This window comes from Streptomyces sp. NPDC004838 (assembly GCF_053600955.1).
Genome location: NZ_JBSGAW010000005.1, coordinates 22,995 through 44,763 on the forward strand (window position 1 = coordinate 22,995; position 21,769 = coordinate 44,763).

The following is a 21,769-nucleotide window of genomic DNA, read 5'->3' on the forward strand; positions in this document are numbered from 1 at the left end:
CGAGCGAGTGCGCCATGCGAGAGATCCGCGGTCCGGTCGCGGCTGAACCCCTTCGCGGAAAAGCGCAAGGGGAAGCAGGCCACACGGCCGGATAAGTGAATCATAGTTAGCCTGATGTGACAGGGATCACGGTGTACGGAGAAGCGCGTCCGCCGCGGGGGCAGGACGAGGCGGGGGCCGCACGGGTCCGGGCCGGCGCGCTTTCCCGGAGCGCCGCTCAGCGGGTGCGGAGGATGGCGGCGCCCAGTTCGCTCAGCCGGTCGGCGAGGTCCGGACGCCGACGGGCACCGGGGGTCCGCACCAGATCGTCGACCACTCCCGTCGTGGAGCGGGCCGGCATCTTCGCCTCGGCCGTCGCCGGCTCGGGGGCAGCGGCCTGAAGCACCCCGACCCAGGTGTTCAGGACGTCGCGGTCGGCCTGGGCGACGGCACGCCGCTCGGGGTCGGGCAGTTGGTCGATGTCACTGAGCAGCACCCCGATGAGGCGGCTGTTCCCGGGGCCGGCCTCTCGCCGGCGTCGTGCGTCAGATGCCGACCGCGGTGAAGGGGAGGCACCGGAACGGCTTGGAGTGTCCGGGGTCGAGCCGGTTGAGGACGATCTGGGCGACGTTCGGGTCGATGGTCAGGCCGAGGTGGCCGGCCGAGTCCAGTACGAAGCACGCCCCCAGGGCGCCGTCGATCTCGCCGCCTGACAACTCCACCGCCCCTGCCCTCCAGGCCCAGCACGCGCCCCTGCCCTCCAGGCCCAGCACGCCCGCGCACCGGCACTCGGCCACTTTGGCCCTGCCGGCCACCGGGCTGCCCATCAGCCACTCGATCCGCCGGGAACGTCCCGCTTCGCGGGACGTTCCCGAAAACAAGGATCAACCCCTACAAGCCGCCCCCACCGGGCTTGACGAAACAGACAGGGGCACCCCCCGACACCTGCCGGGAATCCAGGCCGGCCCGAAAACAGTTACACCCGGCCCGAAAACAGTTGCACGACGGGTCGGACACCGAGGTTCGATTCCCGGCCCCGAAACACCCGGTAACTCGGCAATCAAGGTGGGCGATACTGAACTGCGGCGGGATCGACGTACGGTTCGTGGGTCTTGACGGCGGCGTCCCGGAAGGAGTCTGAGCGGGTGGAACCGATGAGGTTTTCGGTCCTCGGGCCGGTCCGGGCCTGGCGGGAGGGGACCGAGCTGCATCTCGGACGCCCCCAGGAGCGGGCGTTGCTGGCGCTGTTGCTGGTCCGGGCGGGACAGCCCGTCGCAGTGAGCGAGCTGGTGGCCGCGCTCTGGGGCACCGAGCCGCCGCACAGCGCCGTCAACGTGATCCGCCGCCATGTGGGCTCGCTGCGTCGGCTGCTGGAGCCCGGCCTCCCCGTTCGCGCCGCCGGTCGCTGGCTGGTCCGGGCCTCCGGCGGCTACCGGCTGACGACGGACGCGGACTCGCTGGACCTGTTGGAGTTCCGGCAGTTGTGCGAGGAGGCCCGGAAGGCCGTCTCCGAGGAAGCACCCGTCCGGGCGCTGGACCTCTTCACCGAGGCCCTGGGTCTGTGGTGCGGACAGGTCGCCGCCGGGCTCGCGCCCGAGGCCCGGGCGCTTCTGCCGCTCGACGCCCTGGAGTGCGAGCATCTCCTCGCCGTACGCGAAGCCGCGGACGCGGCGGTCGCGGCCGGCCGGCCCGGCGCCGTTCTCCCGGAACTGCGCAAGGCCGCGGCGGACCACCCGCTGGACGAGCCGGTCCATGCCCGGCTGATGCTCGCGCTGGCGGCCAACGGACGGCGTGCGCAGGCACTGAGCATGTACGAGGCGCTCCGCGAGCGGCTGTCCACCGAGCTGGGGATCGACCCCGGACCCGAACTCCTCGACGCGCACCGGACCGTGCTCCTCGACACCTCCCCCACCGCCGCGCCGTCGCGGCCACGCGCGCAGGCGCTGCCGACCCCCGCCCAACTTCCCCACGACCTGCCCGCGTTCACCGGGCGCCGGGCCGAGCTGGACCGAGCGCTCGCCCTGTTCCCCGACGGTCCCGGCACCCCCGGCACGGCGACGATCGCGGCGATCAGCGGCATGGCAGGCGTCGGCAAGAGCACCTTCGCCGTCCATCTGGCCCACCGGTTAGCCGATCGCTTCCCCGACGGGCAGCTCTATGTGAACCTGCGCGGATACGACCCGTCCGGGGCGATCACGCCGTCGGTGGACGCCGTCCGCGGCTTCCTGGACGCACTCGGCGTACCACCGGAACGCATCCCGCGCTGCCCGGACGCACAGGCCGCGCTCTACCGCAGCGTCCTGGCCGGTCGACGTGTCCTCGTCGTGCTGGACAACGCCCACGACACGGAGCACGTACGCCCACTGCTGCCCGGCACCTCCGGCTGCCTCGCGCTCGTCACCAGCCGCAACGAACTGTCCGGGCTCGTGGCCGCGCACGGCGCCCATCTGTTGACCCTGCGCCCCTTCGACGGCGAGGAGGCGCGGGACCTGCTCGCCCATCGCCTCGGCGCCGACCGCGTCATCGCCGAACCCGGCGCGGTGCGCGAGATCATCCGGCGCTGTGCGGGCCTGCCGCTCGCACTGACCTGCCTCGCCGCCCGCGCAGGGGCCCGCCCCCACTTCCCGCTGTCCGCCGTCGCCACCGAACTACGCGAAGCACACGGCAGCCTCGACGCCTTCACCGTGCCCGACGTCTCCGTCGACGTCGGCACCGTCTTCTCGTGGTCCTCCGGTGCCCTGGGTGCCGACGCCGCCCGCCTGTTCAGGCTTCTCGCCCTTCATCCGGGACCGGACTTCACCGCACCCGCGGCAGCCGTTCTCGCCGGTGTCCCGGTGCGGCGGAGCAGACCGCTGCTCGCCGAATCGGTCGGCGCCCATCTGATCACCGAGCATGCGCCCGGCCGCTATGCCTTCCACGACCTGCTGCGCGCCCACGCGGCCGACCTGCTGCGCACCCAGCACCCCGAGACCGAACACGGGGAAGTCGCGGATCGCCTGTACCGGTTCTACACGGCCACGGCGCACGCCGCCTGCTCGCTGCTGGCGCCCGCAGCGGACGCCGTACCCGACCCTCCGTACGCGACGGCCGCCGGGTCGGTGTCCGACGACCGTGGCGCGCTGGCCTGGTTCGCCGCCGAATACGCCGTGCTGCTCGCTGTCGTCTCCGCGGCCGCCGCGGCCGGCCACGACCGGCTGGTGTGCGGGCTGGTCTGGTCCCTTGAGCCCTTCTTCGACCGCCGGGGCCACTGGCACGACGGGCTGGCCGCCCACCGCACCGCGCTCGACTCGGCACTGCGCCTGGACGACCCGCGGACCACCGCCCGCGCCCTGCGCGGACTCGCCCGCGCCGAGGGCCGGATGGGCCTGCACGACCATTCCCGGCCGCGTCTGGCCGCCGCCCTGGACCTGGCCGTCGAGCTGAAGGACGACATCGGCCGTGCCCATACCCACCGCAGCCTCGGCTGGGAGAGCGACCAACAGGGCGACACCGCCGGAGCCCTGCGCCACAACCGGCTGGCGCTCGACCTGTTCACCGCCGCCGGGCACCGGCCGGGTCGGGCGTCCGTACTGAACACCGTCGGCTGGTACCACGCCCAGCTCGGGGAGTACCGCGAGGCGCTCCGCCACTGCTACCGGGCGCTGACCACCCTCCAGGAACTCGGCGACCGCTACGGAGAGGCCGCCGCCTGGGACAGCATCGCCTACGCCCACCACCACCTGGGGCGCCATCCCCAAGCCCTCGTCGGCTACCGGAACGCGCTGCTCCTCTACCGTGAACTCGGTGTGCCGTACCTGGAGGCCGAGATCCTGAACCGGATGGGCGACACCCATCTCGCGACCGGCGGCATCGAGGCGGCCCGCGACTCCTGGGGAGAGGCGCTCACCCTCTTCACCGAATTGAGGCACCCCTTCGCCGAGCGGGTCAGCGCGCGACTCGACGAACAACGGTACGGACGGGCCGACGACAACCTGACAGGCACGGGCAGCACCGTCTGATCCGCCCAGATGGACAACATCTGATCGCGTGACGGTCATGTGCCACGTCCGGCACCCTGTACCGATCCTGCCGAGTCCGCGTGCCACGGACCCTCGTGGCGGTCCTGTTCCGAGGCATGGCAGGGTCGCCGCAGCCCGGGCGTCTTGCCTGCCCGCGTCCAGTTCATGGCCTGTCGGCGCATGGCGCCGCCCGTTCCCTCGACCGCGCCCTAACCTTCGAGCAGGGGCGGGTCGGGCCCGCCCGGACGGGGACGAAGATGGCGGCTGCACTGCGGTTCGAGGTGCTGGGGCCCCTGCGCGTGTGGCGCGGGGAGGGGGAACTCGACCTCGGGTTCCCCCAGCAGCGCGCCCTGCTCGCCCTGCTCCTGGTGAGGGTCGGCCACCCCGTGACGCTCGCGGAGATCGCCGAGGCACTGTGGTCCGGCCGTCCCCCCGCGAGCGCGCCGAACGTCGTACGCCGGTACGCAAGCTCCCTGCGCCGGCTGCTGGAGCCGGAACTGCCGCCGCGCACCCCCGGTCGACGTGTGCTGCGGCGCGGCGGCGGCTACCTGTTGAACGCCGAGTGCGCCGAGTTCGATCTGCTGCGGTTCCGAGACCTGGTCGGACGGGGCACCCGGCTCGCCGCCGCCGGACGGCCCGACTCCGCCGTACGGGAGTTCGCCGACGCGCTCGGCCAGTGGCGCGGGCCGGTCGCCCAGGGCGTGGGCGAAACGGTCCGCGCCCACGCCCGGTTCGCGGGTGTGGAACGCGAAATCGTCCGGGCCATGGCCACCGCGGCCGATCTCGCCCTGCGCCACGGTGGCGCCGCACAGATCCTGCCGAGTCTCAGGAGGGCCGCCGTCCTCGCCCCCTTGGACGAGTCGCTGCACGCCCGTCTGGTCCTGTGCCTCGCGGCGGTCGGTGCGCAGACGGAGGCGCTCGCCGTGTACGAGACCGTGCGCCGCCGACTCGCCGCCGATCTGGGCGTCGTTCCCGGAACGGAGCTGGGCGAGGCCCACACCCGTGTGCTGCGCCGTCAGGTGCGGCGAACGCGTCCCTCTGTGACGTCACACGCCGTTCCCACCCAACTGCCTCCCGATCTCGCCGTGTTCTCCGGCCGCACGGCGGAACTCGCCGCCCTTGCCACGGCTGCCGCCGACGCCGAAGGCGCGGCCGGCGTCGCGGCCACCATCGTCATCGGTGGAATCCCGGGCGTCGGCAAGAGCGCCCTCGCGATCCGCTGGGCTCACGAGGCCGCCGCCCGCTTCCCGGACGGTCGGCTCCATGTCGAACTCGGGGGATTCGCCCCGGCCCGCCACCCGCTCGACCCCGCCGAGGCACTGCGGGGCATGCTCGTGTCGCTGGGCGTTCCCGCTCGCGGGCTGCCGGACGCCGAGGACGAACTGGCCGGTCTCTACCGGAAGTCGATGGCCGGACGCCGCGCACTCGTGGTCCTCGACGACGCGGCGGGCCCCGATCAGGTGCGCCGGCTGCTGCCCGCCACACCGGGCTGCCTCACCCTGGTCACCGGCAGGCACTCCCTGTCGGCCCTGGTGTCCTGCGGTGCTCGCCCGCTGCGGCTGCGCGTACCGACGGCCCGAGAGGCGGTGCACCTGCTGGCGCGGCGGATCGGAACGGCGCGCGTGGCCGCCGAACCCGAGGCGGCCCGCGAGATCGCGGCCCGCTGCGGGTACCTTCCGCTGGCGCTGGCCGCCATCGCCGCCCGCGCCGCGGCCCGCCCCCACTTCCCGCTCTCCGCCCTCGTAGGGGAGCTACGGGCAGACGGTGGGCTCGACGCGTTCCCAGCCGATGTCCGTACCGCGTTCCAGCGCTCCTACCAGGCCCTGCCGCCCGAGCATGCCGGGTTCTTCCGGCTGCTGTCCCGGCACCCCGGCCCCCGGATCACCCCGACATCGGCGGCGGTGCTCACCGGACTGCCCGTCCTCGAAGTCCGCGCCCGTCTGGGCGCGCTCACCGGCGTCCACCTCCTCACCGAGGACGAGCCCGCCCGCTACACCCTCCACCCGCTGCTGCGGTCGTTCGCCGTCGAGTCGGTCGAGGAGCACGGCGCCGACGGGTGACATTCGACGTCACTTTTCTTGCACACCCGCCCGCATACGCTGCGGGCGGAGTGGACGAGGCCCCCTGCGGCGGCGCTCGGCGTGCTCGACCCGACGACGAACCCGCAGGTCACGAGGTGCCCCACTCCAGGACTCCGTTCTACACGCCCCGGAGGCGACGGCAGACGATGCACCCGACCACCACCGCTCCCCGGTCCGACGAGTCGGCCCCGTTCCGGCCGGAGGTGACGCGTCTGGGCCTGCACATGGTCATCTCCGAAGCCGCGCCGGCCGCCCTGCCGCGTACCGCCAGACCCGTCGGGGGCATCACGGCGGCCCCCGCCGGGCGGCTGGTCCGGCTCATCGCCCGTGACAGCGGTGAGTACCTCTTCGTCGGCGTGCACGGCGGCGTCGCGCCGTGCCTGCAGCTCCCCGCGGAGATCGCCCTCGCTCCCGGCGACATCTGCTTCTACGACACCCACCAGCCGACGTCGCTCGATTTCCCCGAGGTGTTCCAGGCCAAGGTGTTCCTGGTGCCGCGTACGTCACTCGGGCTGTCGGAATCGGTCCTGCACGGGCTCAGCCGGTCGCCCGTCAGCCGTGGCTCGCGCCTCGGCGCCCTGCTGTCGCCCTTTCTCTCCTGTCTCGCCGACTCCGCGGCCCACTCCGAGCCCGCCGTCGGCGAGACACTCGTGCGCGACGGGGTGAACCTGCTGGCCGCGGCGGCCGCCGAGCGGCTTCGTGATAGGGAGCCGCATTCCTGCGACGCCGAGCTGTCGCTCCTGTCCCGGATCCTCGACCACATCGAGCTGCACCTGGCTGACACCGGCCTCTCGCCCGAGATGATCGCCGACGCCAACCACATCTCCGTTCGCTATCTGCACAAGCTGTTCCAGGCTCAGGGCCTGACCGTCCGCCGCTGGATCCAGCGCTGCCGTCTGGAGGAGTGCCGCCGCGAACTGCTGCGGCGCGGCGGATCGCAGCGGACGATCGCCGCCGTGGCGGGTCGCTGGGGTTTCATCAGCGCTTCCCACTTCAGCCGGGTCTTCCGGGCCGCGTACGGGATGTCGCCCCGCGAGTGGCGGGAGACCTCCGGCCGGGGCACGCGGGGGGCGTGCGGTTGAACCCCGCGAACGGACATGCGGGCACGCGGGCGGGCGGCCGGACCATCGGTTCCGGCCGCCCGGCCGCACCGGGAGGTCGTTCAGGAGGGCGGACGCGTCCATGCCGGGCCACCGGCCGACAGGCGGTACGCCGCCACCGACGTGACGACGACGAGGAGCAGGACCAGGCCCAGCAGCAGGACGAACAGGTCGTACTCGATGAGGACGGCTCCCACCAAGGCGCCGAGGAACATGGCCGACACGGACATGATCCGGCGCCCGGGACGGGGCCCCTTGCCGCCGGCGGCAGTGGAGTCGGCGGCGAGCCCGGTCAGGGTCAGCGTCAGCACGGTCGTGGTGAGGTCCGGGACGCCGAGGCGCCGGGCGACCGCGTTCTGCGCGCCCATCGCCACCCCGAGGAACACGATCAGGGTGTACCGGACCTCGGTGGTGACCTCGCCGCCCGCGCTCGCGGCGGCGACCACGGTGACGGCGATCAGGACCGCTTGCACCGCGGTGGCGACGGCCAGCAGCCGTCCGCGGTTCCCGGCGAACCGCGTGCCCAGGCGGCCCCCGGCGAGCGCCCCCGTCAGGAACGCCGTCAGGGACACGACCGACGCGAGCGCGGACAGTCCGTCGGCACCGGTGAGGGCGAAGCCGAGGAAGACCACGTTGCCGGTCATGTTGGCCACGAACACCTTCCCCAGGGCCAGATAGCTCACCGCGTCCACCAGCCCGGTGACCAGGGTCAGGGTCAGCAGCAACGGAGGCAGCGGCCCATGGCGGTCCTCCCGCGGCGGGACGAGCGTCCGGTAGGCGTCAGTCAGCAGGGCGCGCATGGCGGACGCCTTCCGTAGCGGTGGACGGGCGGTGCAGCACGGCACGGGTGAGCAGTCCGCTCAGCGGCCCTGTCGTGAGCGCGACGACGGTGATCCACACCGGCCAAGGCGTCGCGCCCAGCACCTGGTCCAGGGACCAGCGGCCCGGCCCGGTCAGGGCCAGCGAGGCCGACACGACGACGAGAACCAGAGGATACTCGTATCCGTCGTGCTGAACCCAGAGGCCCTTGGGCCGTTTGACGGTGCCCGCGACCGTCATCACGCCCATGGCGACCATCGCCGCCAGCGGGGTGAGCAGCCCGGCGGACAGGAACAGCCCGGCCCCGATCTGGCCGCCTCCCGCGGCGACGGCGGTCAGCCGACCGCCCCGGAACCCGTCGCGGCGGAACTCCTCCGTACCTCCGGCCAGACCGTCGCCGCCCAGCAGATGACTCACCTTCTGCACCCCGTGACCGGCGATGAGCAGCCCCACCACCAGACGAAGGAGCAGCAGTCCACCGTCCATCGTTCTTCCGCCGTTCCTGACTCGGAGTTGCCTGAACGGGCGCGTCAGCCGACGGCGTGCTCGCCGATGACGGCCTGGGCGTAGACGATGCCGATGCCGTAGGCCCCGCCGTGCTCCTTGACCAGCTCCGTCACGGCCTTGTACGTCTCCTCTCGCGCCCAGTCGCGCTGGAGTTCCAGCAGCACCTGCACCCAGGTGACCGGCACGGCGCCGGCGGCCAGCATCCGCTGGAGGGCGTGCTCGTGGGCCTCCGGACTGACACCGCCCGAGGCGTCGGCGACCACATAGACCTCGTAGCCCTGGGCCAGGGCCGAGAGGACGGGCCCGACCACGCAGACCTCGGTCCACAGACCGGCGATGACCAGCTTGGTGCGGCCGGTGGCCTTGACCGCCTCGACGAAGGCTTCGTCCTCCCAGGCGTTCATCGTGGTGCGGTCGATGATCTCGTTGCTCGGGTCGACCGAGGCGAGCTGCGGCAGGAGCGGGCCGGAGAAGGACTCGGCGGCCACCGTGCTGAGCACGGTCGGCACACCGAAGACCCGGGCGGCCTTGGCGAGGCCGACCGTCGCGTTGACGATCGCGGTGCGGTCACCGCTGCCCGTGGCGAAGAACATCTGAGGCTGGTGGTCCACCAGGAGCACCGCACAGTTGTCGGGGGTCAGCAGGTCCGGGCTGGGAGCCGCTGTGACCTCGGCGATGTCGACCATGGAAGAACGGCCTTTCCGTGAGTGGGGACGGCGCGGACCGCTGCCCGCGCCGCGGTAACACCGTCCGGCGGACGGAGGCTCGTCGTGGGTGCCCCGGGGAAGCGGTGCCCCGGTCGCCCACCGGGGTCAGAGGGTGAAGCAGGGATCGAAGAACGCCCCCGCCGGGTACTGGGTGAGCCCGCGGGCCGTTCGCCACAGCCGGTGCTCCTCGGACTCCGAGACGGCTTCACCGATCAGTCGCGCCTGCCGTACGCCGGGGACCGGGGCGGGTCTGCCCGATTGGTAGCCGCCGTAGTGCGCGACGGGGCTCCAGTCGGGGCTGACCGCGGGCAACTCCTCGTCCAGGCCCTCGTACTCGGCGGCGGCGTACACGATCCGGCCGCCGGTGACCGTCAGCAGCGACTCGATGTGCGCGATCTCCGGCTCGGCGACCGCGAAGTAGTCCTCCGACAGCACCGCGAGATCCGCGTAACAGCCGGGGCGCAGCACGCCCTTGACGTTCTCCTCGCCGGTGAGCGCGGCGCCCGCGCGCGTGAACATCTCCAGCGCCGTGCTCCGGTCCACGCGGTTCGACGGCGGACGCAGGGCGAGCCCGCCCAGGGTGCGACCGCTGACCAGCCAGTGCAGGGCCACCCACGGGTTGTACGTGGAGACCCGGGTGGCGTCCGTGCCCGCGGCCACGGTCAGTCCGCGGTGGAGCATCTCCCGCAGCGGCGGGGCGTCCGCGGCGGCACCGGCGCCGTAGCGGCGCAGGAACGCCTCGCCCTGGAAGGACAGCCGGTTCTGTACGGAAACCGCGCCGCCGAGGGCGGCGATCCGGTCCAGGCTGTCCGGCGAGACGGTCTCCGCGTGGTCGAACAGCCAGCGGTTGCCGGCCGGGAAGAGTCCGTCGGCGGCGAGTCTCTCGAACACCGCGAGGTCGCGGCTGATGGTCTCGTCATACGTCGCGTGGAGTCTGAAGCCCCAGCCGTGCTCCATGAGGAGTCGTACCGCCTTCTCGAACTCAACCTCGTAATCGGTGAGTTCGGGGCGCGGCTGGGAGAAGTTCTCGAAATCGGCCGCCGCCCAGGTGAGGTTCTCGCCCGCGCCGTTGAGCCGCAGCCAGGCGTCCCCCTCCCCCGGGCCGGTCGTCTCGATCCAGCGCCGCAGATCGTCCAGCTCCTGCCCGGCGGTCTGCGGGAAGAGGTGGTAGGCGATCCGCAGCGACAACCTTCCCTCGGCGGCGAGTTCGACGACGGTGGAGTAGTTCTCGGGGAAGTTCTGGAACCCGCCCGCGGCGTCGATCGCGGAGGTGAGCCCGAACCGATTGAGCTCACGCAGGAAGTGCCGGGTCGAGGTCTTGCGGTCCTCGCCCTGAAGCACGGGCGCCTTGGCGAGCGTCGAATACAGGATGAGCGCGCTGGGCGCGGCCAGCAGCATGCCCGTCGGCTCCCCGTCCCGGCCGCGTACGATCTGGCCGCCTCGGGGGTCGGGCGTGTCCTTGCCGAAACCGGCGGCCTTCAGGGCGGCCCGGTTGAGCACGGCCGACTGGTACAGGTGCAGTACGAACACCGGGGTGTCCGGGGCCGCCGCGTTCAGCTCGGCCACGGTCGGCAGCCGGCGTTCGGCGAACTGCTCGGCCGACCATCCGCCGACCACGCGCACCCACTGCCCCTTCGGCGTCCGCATGGCCTGCTCGCGCAGCATGGCGAGGCCCTGGCGCAATGAGCGCACACCGTCCCAGCGCAGCTCCAGCACATAGTTGAGGCCGCCTCGGATCACATGCAGATGGGCGTCGTTGAGACCGGGGACGATCCGGCGGCCGAGGGCGTCGACGACCTTGGTCCGCGGGCCGATGTGCGAGGCCGCGCCCTTGTCGTCACCGACGGCCGTGATCACACCGTCCCTGACGGCGAGTGCCTCCGCCTGCGGCCGTCGCGGGTCGCCGGTGTGGATGGCCGCGTTGCGGACGACGAGATCGGCGGCGCCGGTGGCTTGTGGGACGAACCCGCCGACGGGCATGGGCGACACCTTGGGCAACCCCTTTCGGGACGTGGGCCGGTGGGGGCCGCAACGCGTGCGTACGGCTCTCGGAACCCATGGGCGGGTGCCGACGGAACCGCGTCCTCCGGCCCGACCGACGTTAGTCCGGGCCGGCTCCGGCGCCTTTGCTGCGCGTGCACCGGGGCCGTCCTCACAGCGCACTGACGGGAGCACCGCGTCCGGGGCGTTCCGTGCGCCGGGGGAGCAGCACGGGTTCGCTGACGGGCAACACGCCCGGCCTCCACGGATTTAGCGTGCGGGCGGTGGCACCGGGCGCTCCGCGCCCTTCGTGCCCGCCCCGCCGGAACGCCCGGCGTGACGTCCGACGCCAGGAGAGTCACCCATGAGCAGCACACCCACGGTCGTCCTCGTGCACGGCGCGTTCGCCGACGCCGCGAGTTGGTCCGGTGTCATCGCCGAACTCCAGCAGCGCGGCATCCCCGTCGCGGCCCCGGCCAACCCGCTGCGCGGACTGGCCTCCGACGCCGCCTACCTCACCTCCTTCGTCGAGCGGATCGACGGTCCCGTCGTCCTGGTCGGCCACTCCTACGGCGGCGCGCTGATCACCGTCGCCGGCGTCGCCGAGAACGTCGTCGCACTCGTCTACATAGCGGCGTACGTCCTGGAGGAGGGCGAGAGCCTCGGCGAACTCCAAGGCCGCTTCCCCACGACGCCGCTGGTCGACCACCTCCAGCAGTCCACCTACCCGGTCGAGGGCGGTGATCCCGCCGTCGAGGTCGCCATCGCGGCCGACGCCTTCCCGCAGGTGTTCGCGGCAGACGTGCCCGAGGCCGTCGCCCGGGTGCTCGCCGTGGCCCAGCGTCCGCTCGCCGCCGGCGCCTTCACCGAGCGGGCCGCCGCCGCGGCGTGGCGCACCAGGCCGTCCTGGGCACTGATCGCCGGCGCGGACCACGGGCTCCACCCCGAAGTGCAGCGCTTCGGCGCCCTGCGTGCCGGAGCGACGGCGGTGGAGTGCGACAACGCTTCGCACGCCGTCGCACTCTCCCAGCCGAAGACGGTGGTCGACCTGATCTCCGAGGCCGTGAGGGCGACCGGCTGAGGCAGCGGAGCCACCTCCCGGCCGCGCGTGTGAGGTCCCGGATCTCGCCCCGCGACCGGGTGCCCGGCCCGGGCGGCCGGAGGGGCACGTCATCGAGCCGCCGGAGCCCCGGCTCCCGCTCGGTCCGTCAGCTCGATCACAACCACGAGCGCCGCCGACAGCAGCCCCGCCGCGAGCGCCGGCTGAGGCAGGAACGCGGCGCCCGGAAGCACCGCGGCCACGACCGGATAGCCCAGTTCGCCCACCGAACCTCGCCGGTGAGGTCGTACGTGCACGACCCACACCGTCATCAGGAAGACGGCGAGCGGCACGGTGACCGCGGCACCGGCGGCCTGAGTGGGCACCTGGCCGTGCGCGGTGAGTTGTTGTGCGTACGCGGCCAACCCGGCCCCCTCGGCCGCCGCCGCGGCGAAGATCAGATAGTGGCCGTACGCCCAGGTGAACCTGCGTCGGTTGACCCGGTGGGTGGTCGCGAGCAGGGTGTGCGCCGGACGCACGAAGTACAGCCACCACATGCCGAAGACCGTCAGCAGCCCACCCGCCGCCAAGGCGTAGAGCGCACCGGTTTTGAACTCGTGGCCGAACGCCTCCCGTAGGGCCGTCGTGGCCGCCGCGATCGATTCACCCAGCACGATGAGCAGGAACAGCCCGTAGCGCTCGGCGATATGGCCGGGATGCCAGGGCGTCACGCCCGCGGCCTGTGCCCACGCCGGCACGGCCGTCTCCGCCACGATCATGACGATCACACTCGCCGACCGGATCCCTTCGGGAAGGAACAGCACTCCCACCCAGCCCGCCTGGCAGACCGTCACACCGACGGCGAAACGCAGCGCGGTCCGCCGGCGCCCCGCGTCCGACCTGGCCACACGCAGCCACAGCACCGTCAGCGTGGTGCGCAACAGCAGGTACCCCAGGGTGATCAGGAGGAGGTCGCCCTCGGCGAAGGCCCGCGAGACACCGGCCGCGAGCACGAGGGACCCCGCGATCTGGAGCAGTACCGCCAGTCGGTACGGCACGTTGTCCGGGTCGTACGCGGAGGCCAGCCAGGTGAAGTTCATCCAGGCCCACCAGATGGTGAAGAACACCACCGCGTAGCGCAGCACTCCCGTGATGTGGTGCCCCTCGGCCACGGCGTCGCCCAGACCGTGGGACGCCTGCGCCACGGCGATGACGAAGCACAGGTCGAAGAGGAGTTCCAGCGAGGTCGCGGCCCGGTGCGCCTCGCCCGGGTCCCGGCCCGTCATGGTCCGGCGCGCGGCGCGCGGCCCCCTCTTCGTCATGGATCTCCTCGTGTCGAAGGGGCGCCCCCCCTGTCCTGCGAACCGGACGGAACGGTGGACGCGCCCGTCTCCACCCTGGGCATGCGCGGAACGAGCTGATGTCCGTACGCGCACGGACAGTTGCCCGGGAACGAACAACGGGAGAACGACGGCTGTGGCACTCGGCCGGTACGACCGTCGCCGACGCCGTCCACCAGGCCGCCCTTGCGGTCCCGGCCCCGGTGGTCGGGCCGTCGGCGGACCGGGTGCTGCCGGTGGTGGTCTCCTGCCGGACGAGCCACACCACGCGGCAGCCCGCGCCCTGCTCCGCGTTCCACCGGTGACGCGGTGTGTCCGACCGCGCACGGTCCGGCGTGGACGTCCTTCGAGCCCCGGACGGAAGTGACTCCGGGAGTGACGGCGGCCACCGACCGCGCTCCGTCGTTGTGCTATACAAGGAGGCGAGGTCCTGGGCAGGGCCTGCGGACGACGGATCAGTACCCGCTCAGCGACAAGACTGGCCATTTCTGGAGGTCAGTTCTGTCATGGCATGGGTCGTACTCATCCTGTCAGGGGTGCTGGAGGCCGTCTGGGCCACGGCGCTGTCAGCGTCCAAGAACTTCAAGCGCCTGGTCCCGTCCGTCGTCTTCGTCGTCTCGCTCACCGCGAGCATGGCGGGTCTGGCGTACGCGATGAACTCCCTTCCCACGGGTACGGCGTACGCCGTGTGGGTGGGCATCGGCGCCGTTCTCACGGCGACGTGGGCCATCGTCACCGGCCAGGAGCGCGCCACCCTCGCACGGGTGCTCCTGCTGCTGGGACTCATCGGATGTGTCGTCGGACTGAAGGCGGTCAGCTGATGCCTTGGGCGATCCTTCTCGTCAGTGCCGTCTTCGAGGCAGTCTGGGCCACCGCCCTGGGTCTCTCCGACGGACTGAGCAAACCCGTCCCCACCACGGTCTTCTTCGTCGGGCTGGCGCTGAGCATGGGCGGTCTGGGCTATGCGATGAACCGGATTCCGATTAGCGTGGCCTACTCGGTCTGGATCGGTATCGGCGCGGCCCTGACCGTCATGTACGCGATGCTCACCGGCGAGGAACCCGCGTCCTTCCTCAAGGGCGTCTTCCTCGGGGGAATCATCCTCTGCGTCGTCGGCCTCAAGTTCGTCAAGTCCAAGCCGGCCGCCGAGGCGGAGAGCCGACCCGCGGAGGCGCGGGCCGGTTAGGCCGCTTCTGATGGATCAGGGGCGCCCGGCCGACGGCCGGGCGCCCCTGATCACGCGGTCCCGGCCCCGGCCGCAAGGGGCCCGCCCATGCTCCTGGCGCTCACCCCGCTCTCACGGACCGCCCGCGAACGAGGAGACACGGTCCCTGTGGCCGGACACGTCCGCCCGTTTCAGTGGTGGAAGGCCGCGGCCGTGTTCCTGTCACGGGTCGTCGGCCGCGACTGGCTACGCAGTTCGGGCAGCAGGGACGTCAGATCGTCCATCAGCAGCTCCGCCAGATCGGAGCTGAAGCCGTTGCGGCACACGATCCGCAGGACGGCCAGGTCCTGCCGGTTGGCCGGGAAGGTGTACGCGGGGACGAGCCAGCCGCGTTCGCGCAGTCTGCGCGAGACGTCGAACACGTCGAAGCCGGTCACGTCCGGCGCGGTGGTGAACGCGAACACCGGCAGTTCGTCTCCGCGGGTCAGCAGACGGAAGTCGCCGAGCTTCTCGATCGCCGCGGACAGGCCCTGGGCCACGTCACTGGTGGCCCGCTGGACCGCCCGGTAGCCCTCGTGTCCCAGCCGCAGGAAGGTGTAGTACTGGGCGGCGACCTGCGCGCCGGGCCGGGAGAAGTTGAGCGCGAAGGTGGGCATGTCGCCGCCGAGATAGTTCACCCGGAAGACCAGTTCCTCGGGCAGGTTCTCGGCACTGCGCCACAGCGCCCAGCCGACGCCCGGATACACGAGCCCGTACTTGTGGCCCGAGGTGTTGATGGAGGCCACCCGCTCCAGGCGGAAGTCCCACTCCAGTTCGGGGGTCAGGAAGGGCGCGACCATGGCGCCGGACGCCCCGTCGACGTGGACGGGAATGTCGAGGCCGGTGGTCTCCTCGAGTGCGTCGAGGGCGGCGCACAGTTCGGCGATCGGCTCGTAGGAGCCGTCGAAGGTGGAGCCGAGGATGCCGACGACGCCGATGGTGTTCTCGTCGCAGAGCGCCGCGGCGGCCTGCGGGTCCAGGTGGAAGCGGTCACCCTCCATGGGCACCTGGCGGGCCTCGATCTCCCAGAAGTTGCAGAACTTCTCCCAGCACACCTGGACGTTGACGCCCATGACGAGGTTCGGCCGCGCTTCGCGGGACGGGTAGCGGTCCGCGTTCCGCTTGGCCCAGCGCCGCTTGAGCGCCATGCCGGCGAGCATGCACGCCTCGCTGGAGCCGGTCGTGGAGCATCCGACGACGTTCTCCGGGTCGGGGGCGTTCCACAGGTGGGCGAGCATGGCGACGCACCGCCGCTCCAGCTCGGCGGTGCGCGGGTACTCGTCCTTGTCGATGATGTTCTTGTCGCGGCACTCCGCCATCAGCACGCCCGCCTGGGGTTCCATCCAGGTGGTGACGAAGGTGGCCAGGTTCAGCCGGGAGCTGCCGTCGAGCATCAGTTCGTCGTGGACCAACTGATAGGCGGTATGGGGCGGGACCGGGCCTTCGGGCAGCCGGTGCCGGGGCGGCGCGGCCGTCATGCCCGCGGCCGGGTCCGCGACACCGACGAACGGATTGACCGCGAGATGGCGGTGCGTCGGGGACTTGTCGCCATGACGGTGGTGCGCACCCTGGTGGAGAGCCATGCTGTGGACCCCTCTCGGCTTCGGCGGCGAGGGTTTGCCGCGCTGATGGCCGCCGTTGCCGCGGCCGCGATCCGGCGTCAGGGCGGCGGTGGTCCGGCAACTGACCTGAAAGCGGCGGGGGTTGTACTCCCCGGAGCGAGGCTGTACTCCCCCGCCGCGCCGGACCGGCACGCAGCACATTTGCCTGTAGCGACCATATAGTCCGTCGTCGCGGTCGGCGCGCCGAGCGGCCGGGATCACCCGTTCGGCCGAGAAGGACTTGAGGGCGCCACCGGTCTTCCGGAGCATGAGCAGAGCGCCCGCCCCCCGGTTCACGGTGGGGCGGGCGCTCTCGTGCACCGGGCCTCTCGAAGGCATGGAGCGCCCCGCCCGGCGTAGGCGCAACACGTGCCGGGGGGACGACCGGTGCCGTCCGCCTCCGGTTCTTCGGAGGGGTCGAGGTGGCACGGGGTAGGGAAACCGCGGTGGGCGGGGCCGCCGCCGTCGGGCGGGTGCCGCCGGGCCCTGCCGCGGCGGTCGGGCGAGGCGGTCAGGCGAGGTGCATCCCCGCGTCCACCACGAGGTTCGCCCCGTTGATGCCCCGGCAGGTCAGCAGGAGCATCGTGGCCGCCACGATGTCGTCGGTGGAGGGCAGCCGCTTGGCGGGGGTCCGCTGCCGCATGGCCTCGTACCACTCGGCGCGGACCGGGTCGGCCTCCTCCACGGCGGCGGTGCCGCCGACCACGCCCGGAGTGAGGGCGTTGACCCTGACCGGGGCGAGTTCCAGGGTCAGCGAGTTGACGAGACCGATGATCGCGGAGTTGGCCATGGAGAGCGTGGTGGATCCGGGGACGGGCCGCCACATGGACAGCCCGCTGAACATGACCACGGAGGCGTCCTCCGAGAACTTGTCGATGGCCTTGTTCACCGCCGTCGCGTACCCGACGGTCTTCATCAGGGACGTCCGGGAGCAGTCGTCCGGGCGGAAGTCCTTGATGGTGTTGTGGTCGCGGTCGAGGGCGGTGAGGACCAGATGGTCCACGACGTCGATGGAGTCGAACAGTGCGCCGATCGACTCCCAGTCGGTCAGCTCGCAGACGGCGCCGGTCACGTTGGGGCCGAGTTCGGCCGCCCGCTCGCGGGCGAATGTCCCGTCGCGGCCGGTGATGGTCACGCGCGCGCCCTGCGCGGCGGCGGCCCTGGCGAGCTCGAAGCCGAGTCCTCGGGTGCCGCCGATGACGACGATATGACTGCCGGGTCGCAGCATGGGGTTCTCCTAGCGGTGATGAGGGGCGGGGCGGCGGGACTCAGGCGGTCACGGTCCGCCGGCTGCGGCGCGCCCGTACGATCATGCCGAGCGAGGCCACGATCGCGGCGGCGACCGCGGCCGACCCCCACGACGCGCCGGACAGCGAGGTGAGACCGAACGCGTGGTCCAGAGACCAGTCGCCGGGCCCGGTGAATCCGAGCGCGGCGGCGATGACCGCGTATGTCATCGGCAGTTCGTAGCCGCCGGTCTGCGCCCAGAGTCCCTTGGCCGCGTTGACCGAACCGGCGACGATCATCGTGCCGCAGGCGATGGTCGCCGCGAGCGGGGTGATGAGCCCCAGGATCAGCAGGACTCCGGCGAAGAGCTCGGAGGCCGCGGCCGTGAACGCCATGGCCTTACCGGGCCGCAGCCCCCAGCTCTCGAAGAGCGCGCCGGTACGGTCGAGGCCCAGGCCGCCGTACCAGCCCAGCATTTTCTGCAGGCCGTGCCCGATGAGCAGACCGCCCACGAGCAGCCGCAGCAGCAGCAGTCCGAATTCCATGGTTGAAGACTCCTACGACTGCTTCGGCTGGTGGGCGCCGGTCATCAGCGCCGCGAGATCTTCGGGGTTGAGGAACGAGGGCGGGGGCTGCGGGCCCCAGTTGAAGAGGCCCTTGGCGCCTTCGAGGACCTCGGGGGTCCACAGTTCGTCCTCGGCGACCGTGTCCATGTCGGAGTAGTACTCCGAGAAGTTCCCGGCCGGGTCCTTGAGGTACCAGAAGAAGTTGGACCCCGCGTGGTGTCTGCCCAGGCCCCACACATGGCGCTCCGGGTTGCCCTCCAGCATGGCGAAGGCGCCTCGCCCGATCTCGTCGATGTCCCGCACCTGCCAGGAGGTGTGGTGCAGATAGTTGACCGGTGCGTCGAGGACCAGGATGTTGTGGTGGTCGGTGGAGCAGCGCAGGAACGCGCCCTTGCCCTTGATGTAGTCGCTGGCCCGGAAGCCGAGTCCCTCGACGAGGAACCGCGTGGTGATCTCGTAGTCGACCGAACCGATGACCGCGTGCCCGAGCTTGCGCGGCCGTACCGGTCCTTCGCGCAGCAGGCCGGGCGCCCGTCCGCCGGTCCGCTCGATGCGGCCGGGACCGTTGTACGGGGTCGGGGGCGTCTCGGGCTGCCGGATGCGGTCGGCGATCTCGACCACGGCGCGGACTCCGGTGACCGGTTCCACGGCCGTCAGGGACTTCTCGCTCACGTCCGCCGTGATGCCCAGGGCCGACAGACTGGCCGCGATCCTGGCCAGGTCGTCCCCGTCGTCCACGCCGATGCCGACCTGGACCAGACGGCGCGTCGGGGCGGCGACGACCTTCAGCTGAGGGCCGCCGTCCACGGTGGTGAGCCATCCGGCCTCGCCGCGGCCCAGCCCGAATTCCTCGTAGTAGGCCACGGTGGCCGCGACGTCCGGGACGCCGATCACCACCGAGGTCAGTGCGTGCAGAGACATGTCCGCCTCCTTGCTTCCGTCGTCACGGAGTCGCGGCGCATGTCAGGCCCCCGCCGCCGCGACCATGCGCTGGCGCATCTCGCCGATGCCGGCGACATAGCTGACGAGCTCGTCGCCGTCCTGGAGATAGCGCTGGGGAGTGCGCCCCATACCCACTCCGGCCGGGGTGCCGGTGAAGATCACATCGCCGGGGAGCAGCGGGGTGATCGCCGACAGCCGGGAGATCAGCGCCGGGACCGAGAACACCAGCTGCGCGGTGGTGCCTTCCTGGACGCGCTCGCCGTTGATGAAGGCGCCGAGTTCGAGGTTGTCCGGGTCGGGCACCTCGTCGGGGCTGACCACGACCGGGCCGAGCGGTCCGAATCCGGGGTAGGACTTGGCGAGGCTGAACTGCGGCACCGGTCCGGAGAGCTGGCCGAGGCGCTCCGAGATGTCCTGGCCCACGGTCAGTCCGGCGACGTGGCTCCAGGCGTCGGCCTCGGAGACGTGCTCGGCGTGCCGGCTCATGACGACGACGAGCTCGACCTCCCAGTCCACGTTGCCGCCCTCGGGCAGCTGCACCTGGCCGTACGGGCCGGTCAGGCTGGTGGGGAACTTGGTGAACACGGTCGGGCTATCGGGCACGGAGAAGTTCGACTCGTCGGCGTGATCGACGTAGTTGAGACCGATCGCGAAGACCTGGCGCGGGCCGGGGACCGGGTTGCCGAGGTCCTCGTCGCGGATCCGCACGGCGTCCGGACGGCCCGCGGTCACGGTGGCGGCGAACTCGGTCAGCTCGTCCCAGCGGTCGTACGCGGACTGCACGTCGGAGCTGAAGCGTCCGGCGCTGGCGCGCTCGACGTCCACAGCCTCTCCGGGTGCGGTCACCAGGCTCAGTCGGCCGGAAAGATTGGCCACTCTCACGTGCCTGCTCCTTTTGATCGTCGTGTTCCTCCGCGATGTGCCGGGTGGCTCACGGAATGACCCTATGTGTACTCCTCGACTTTCGACTGGTCAATATTCTTTCGAAAGTTTATACCGGGTTCGCATTCCGCTACAGTGTTCGCATGGCACGCCAGGGACGCGGGGGGACCACCCGCACAGAGGGCATCTACCAAAAGCTGCGCCACGACATCCTGGGCGGCCGCCTGGTGCCAGGGGAACGCCTGAAGTTCCCCGACCTCTGCGAGCGCTACGAGACCAGCGTGGGCGCCGCCCGCGAGGCCCTGACCAGGCTCAAAGCAGAAGGACTGGTGAGGGCCCAGCCGCACCAGGGGTACATGGTGACCCCCCTCTCCCACGAGGACCTCGCGGACCTCACCCAGGCCAGGGTCGAGATCGAGTCGCTGGTCCTGAAGCTGTCCGTACAGGAAGGGGACATGCGCTGGGAGGCCGACGCGGTCGCCGCGCACCACCTTCTGGAGCGGACCCCGTTCCTCAGCGACGACGGCGGCACCCACACCGGCGAATCCTGGACCAAGGCGCACGCGGCCTTCCATCTCGCCCTGATCGCGGGCTGCCCCAACCGCAGACTCGCCGCCACCGCCCGCGCGCTGCGCGAGGAGGCCGAGCTGTACCGGCAGTGGTCGGTCGGCCAGGAGCCCGACCGCGACCTCGCCGGCGAGCACCGGGCGATCCTCGCCGCGGCCGTCGAGCGGGACGCCGATCTCGCCGCCGCGCTGCTGCGTGACCATATCTCCCACACCACCCGACTGCTGATCAGCTGCGCGGTCGACGAACCGAACGCGGCCGTGGGCAGTCCCGCACGAGAGTGACGCACGCCCCCATGGACAAGGTCTTCACCGACGCGGCGGCAGCCGTCGCGGACATCCCCGACGGCGCGTCACTCGCGGTCGGCGGCTTCGGTCTCTCCGGGATCCCGGGCGAACTGATCAAGGCACTGCTGCGATCGGGCACCGGTGATCTCCGGATCGTCTCCAACAACTGCGGAGTGGACGGCTGGGGGCTCGGGCTCCTGCTGTCCGAGCGCCGGATCAGCCGGGTCACCGCTTCGTACGTCGGGGAGAACAAGGAGTTCGCCCGGCAGTACCTCTCCGGTGAGCTGGAGGTCGAACTCGTACCGCAGGGCACTCTCGCCGAGCGGCTGCGGGCGGGCGGCTGCGGCATCCCCGCCTTCTTCACCCCTGCGGGCTCGGGGACCCAGGTCGCCGACGGCGGGCTGCCCTGGCGCTACACCCCGGACGGGGCGGTCGCCGTCGCGTCACCGCCCAAGGAGAGCCGGGAGTTCGACGGCCGCGACCATGTGCTGGAACGGGCCGTCACCACGGATTTCGGACTGGTCCACGCCGCCGTCGGCGACCGTCACGGCAACCTCGTCTTCGCCGGCTCGTCCGGCAACTTCAACGCCCTGTGCGCCATGGCCGGCAAGATCACCGTCGCCCAGGTCGAACGTCTGGTGGAACCCGGGGAACTCGACCCGGCGCAGATCCATGTGCCCGGCGTCTTCGTCCAGCGCGTGGTCCCGGTCTCCGGGATCGAGAAGCCCATCGAGCGGCGCACGGTCCGCCCGGCGCGGGCCGCGGCACCGCGGGCCTGAGCGGCTGTCCACGGCCCCGGCCGGGCCCGCCTGACCGGCCGGTCCGTACGGCCCCGGCTCCACCGCCCGCCACCGGCCACCGGCCGGGCGGCACCCCTCGCCGTTCCGCGCGGCCGAGCCCATCACCGGCCGCGCGCCGGAGCATCCCCCGGTCATGCGACCGG

21 protein-coding genes and 1 riboswitch are annotated in these 21,769 nt (G+C 71.8%); of the genes, 9 read left to right on the forward strand and 12 right to left on the reverse strand.

The window, feature by feature from the left end:
- Positions 1-217: 217 nt before the first annotated feature.
- Together ACWEFL_RS07735 and ACWEFL_RS07740 are read right to left on the reverse strand one after the other, a co-directional pair.
- Complete coding sequence (locus ACWEFL_RS07735; protein WP_451708934.1) at positions 218-475, reverse strand: hypothetical protein; 258 nt, start codon at positions 473-475, stop codon at positions 218-220.
- 49 nt (positions 476-524) lie between these two features.
- Positions 525-806, reverse strand: a complete 282-nt coding sequence (locus ACWEFL_RS07740) for a hypothetical protein (RefSeq protein ID WP_451708937.1) — start codon at positions 804-806, stop codon at positions 525-527.
- A gap of 327 nt (positions 807-1,133) precedes the next feature.
- Here ACWEFL_RS07740 and ACWEFL_RS07745 point away from each other — a divergent pair, with 327 nt between their 5' ends.
- The 3 genes from ACWEFL_RS07745 to ACWEFL_RS07755 all read left to right on the forward strand — a co-directional run bounded on the left by ACWEFL_RS07745 (position 1,134) and on the right by ACWEFL_RS07755 (position 7,140).
- Complete coding sequence (locus tag ACWEFL_RS07745) at positions 1,134-3,977, forward strand: AfsR/SARP family transcriptional regulator (protein ID WP_451708939.1); 2,844 nt, start codon at positions 1,134-1,136, stop codon at positions 3,975-3,977.
- A 257-nt stretch (positions 3,978-4,234) separates the two neighbouring features.
- Positions 4,235-6,037 carry a BTAD domain-containing putative transcriptional regulator gene (locus tag ACWEFL_RS07750; RefSeq protein ID WP_451708942.1) on the forward strand — a complete coding sequence of 601 codons (1,803 nt, stop codon included), beginning with the start codon at positions 4,235-4,237 and terminating at the stop codon, positions 6,035-6,037.
- 167 nt (positions 6,038-6,204) lie between these two features.
- Positions 6,205-7,140, forward strand: coding sequence for a helix-turn-helix domain-containing protein (locus ACWEFL_RS07755; protein WP_451708944.1), 936 nt, complete (start codon positions 6,205-6,207; stop codon positions 7,138-7,140).
- Between the two features lie 80 nt (positions 7,141-7,220).
- Here the strand turns inward: ACWEFL_RS07755 and ACWEFL_RS07760 are convergent, their stop codons facing one another.
- From ACWEFL_RS07760 to ACWEFL_RS07775, 4 genes are all read right to left on the reverse strand, one after another.
- Positions 7,221-7,958, reverse strand: a complete 738-nt coding sequence (locus ACWEFL_RS07760; RefSeq protein WP_451708946.1) for a YoaK family protein — start codon at positions 7,956-7,958, stop codon at positions 7,221-7,223.
- On the reverse strand, positions 7,939-8,463 hold the full coding sequence (locus tag ACWEFL_RS07765) for a DoxX family protein (RefSeq protein WP_451708949.1): 525 nt from the start codon (positions 8,461-8,463) through the stop codon (positions 7,939-7,941). The genes ACWEFL_RS07760 and ACWEFL_RS07765 overlap by 20 nt, the downstream gene beginning before the upstream one ends.
- A 44-nt stretch (positions 8,464-8,507) precedes the next feature.
- Complete coding sequence (locus ACWEFL_RS07770; protein ID WP_451708952.1) at positions 8,508-9,170, reverse strand: hydrolase; 663 nt, start codon at positions 9,168-9,170, stop codon at positions 8,508-8,510.
- A 126-nt stretch (positions 9,171-9,296) separates the two neighbouring features.
- Positions 9,297-11,171, reverse strand: coding sequence for an amidohydrolase (locus ACWEFL_RS07775; protein WP_451708954.1), 1,875 nt, complete (start codon positions 11,169-11,171; stop codon positions 9,297-9,299).
- 364 nt (positions 11,172-11,535) lie between these two features.
- Between ACWEFL_RS07775 and ACWEFL_RS07780 the strand changes: the two genes are divergently transcribed.
- Positions 11,536-12,252: an alpha/beta fold hydrolase gene (locus ACWEFL_RS07780; protein WP_451708957.1), complete on the forward strand. Its 717-nt coding sequence runs from the start codon at positions 11,536-11,538 to the stop codon at positions 12,250-12,252.
- Positions 12,253-12,341: 89 nt separating this feature from the next.
- On the opposite strand, the gene ACWEFL_RS07785 is transcribed toward ACWEFL_RS07780, so the two are convergent.
- On the reverse strand, positions 12,342-13,532 hold the full coding sequence (locus ACWEFL_RS07785) for a low temperature requirement protein A (RefSeq protein WP_451708959.1): 1,191 nt from the start codon (positions 13,530-13,532) through the stop codon (positions 12,342-12,344).
- A 98-nt stretch (positions 13,533-13,630) separates the two neighbouring features.
- Here ACWEFL_RS07785 and ACWEFL_RS07790 point away from each other — a divergent pair, with 98 nt between their 5' ends.
- From ACWEFL_RS07790 to ACWEFL_RS07800, 3 genes are all read left to right on the forward strand, one after another.
- Positions 13,631-13,855, forward strand: coding sequence for a hypothetical protein (locus ACWEFL_RS07790; protein ID WP_451708962.1), 225 nt, complete (start codon positions 13,631-13,633; stop codon positions 13,853-13,855).
- Positions 13,856-13,972: 117 nt separating this feature from the next.
- Positions 13,973-14,037: riboswitch (guanidine-III (ykkC-III) riboswitch) on the forward strand.
- A gap of 19 nt (positions 14,038-14,056) precedes the next feature.
- Positions 14,057-14,371, forward strand: coding sequence for a DMT family transporter (locus ACWEFL_RS07795; RefSeq protein ID WP_451708965.1), 315 nt, complete (start codon positions 14,057-14,059; stop codon positions 14,369-14,371).
- Entirely contained in the window at positions 14,371-14,736 is a 366-nt protein-coding gene (locus tag ACWEFL_RS07800) for a DMT family transporter (RefSeq protein ID WP_451708967.1), read from the forward strand. Before ACWEFL_RS07795 ends, ACWEFL_RS07800 begins: the two co-directional genes overlap by 1 nt.
- Before the next feature lie 170 nt (positions 14,737-14,906).
- Here ACWEFL_RS07800 and ACWEFL_RS07805 read toward each other — a convergent pair whose 3' ends face one another.
- The 5 genes from ACWEFL_RS07805 to ACWEFL_RS07825 form a co-directional block, all read right to left on the reverse strand.
- Entirely contained in the window at positions 14,907-16,337 is a 1,431-nt protein-coding gene (locus ACWEFL_RS07805) for a glutamate decarboxylase (protein WP_451708970.1), read from the reverse strand.
- Between the two features lie 529 nt (positions 16,338-16,866).
- Positions 16,867-17,583 (reverse strand): SDR family oxidoreductase, encoded by a 717-nt coding sequence (locus tag ACWEFL_RS07810; protein WP_451708972.1) that lies wholly within the window; start codon positions 17,581-17,583, stop codon positions 16,867-16,869.
- 40 nt (positions 17,584-17,623) lie between these two features.
- Entirely contained in the window at positions 17,624-18,127 is a 504-nt protein-coding gene (locus ACWEFL_RS07815; RefSeq protein ID WP_451708974.1) for a DoxX family protein, read from the reverse strand.
- Positions 18,128-18,139: 12 nt separating this feature from the next.
- Positions 18,140-19,069, reverse strand: a complete 930-nt coding sequence (locus ACWEFL_RS07820) for a VOC family protein (protein ID WP_451708977.1) — start codon at positions 19,067-19,069, stop codon at positions 18,140-18,142.
- A 42-nt stretch (positions 19,070-19,111) separates the two neighbouring features.
- Positions 19,112-19,972 carry a fumarylacetoacetate hydrolase family protein gene (locus tag ACWEFL_RS07825; protein ID WP_451708979.1) on the reverse strand — a complete coding sequence of 287 codons (861 nt, stop codon included), beginning with the start codon at positions 19,970-19,972 and terminating at the stop codon, positions 19,112-19,114.
- A 143-nt stretch (positions 19,973-20,115) separates the two neighbouring features.
- On the opposite strand from ACWEFL_RS07825, the gene ACWEFL_RS07830 reads away from it, so the two are divergent.
- Complete coding sequence (locus ACWEFL_RS07830; RefSeq protein WP_451708982.1) at positions 20,116-20,823, forward strand: GntR family transcriptional regulator; 708 nt, start codon at positions 20,116-20,118, stop codon at positions 20,821-20,823.
- An 11-nt stretch (positions 20,824-20,834) separates the two neighbouring features.
- Positions 20,835-21,605 (forward strand): CoA transferase subunit A, encoded by a 771-nt coding sequence (locus tag ACWEFL_RS07835; protein WP_451709487.1) that lies wholly within the window; start codon positions 20,835-20,837, stop codon positions 21,603-21,605.
- The last annotated feature ends 164 nt before the right edge of the window (positions 21,606-21,769 follow it).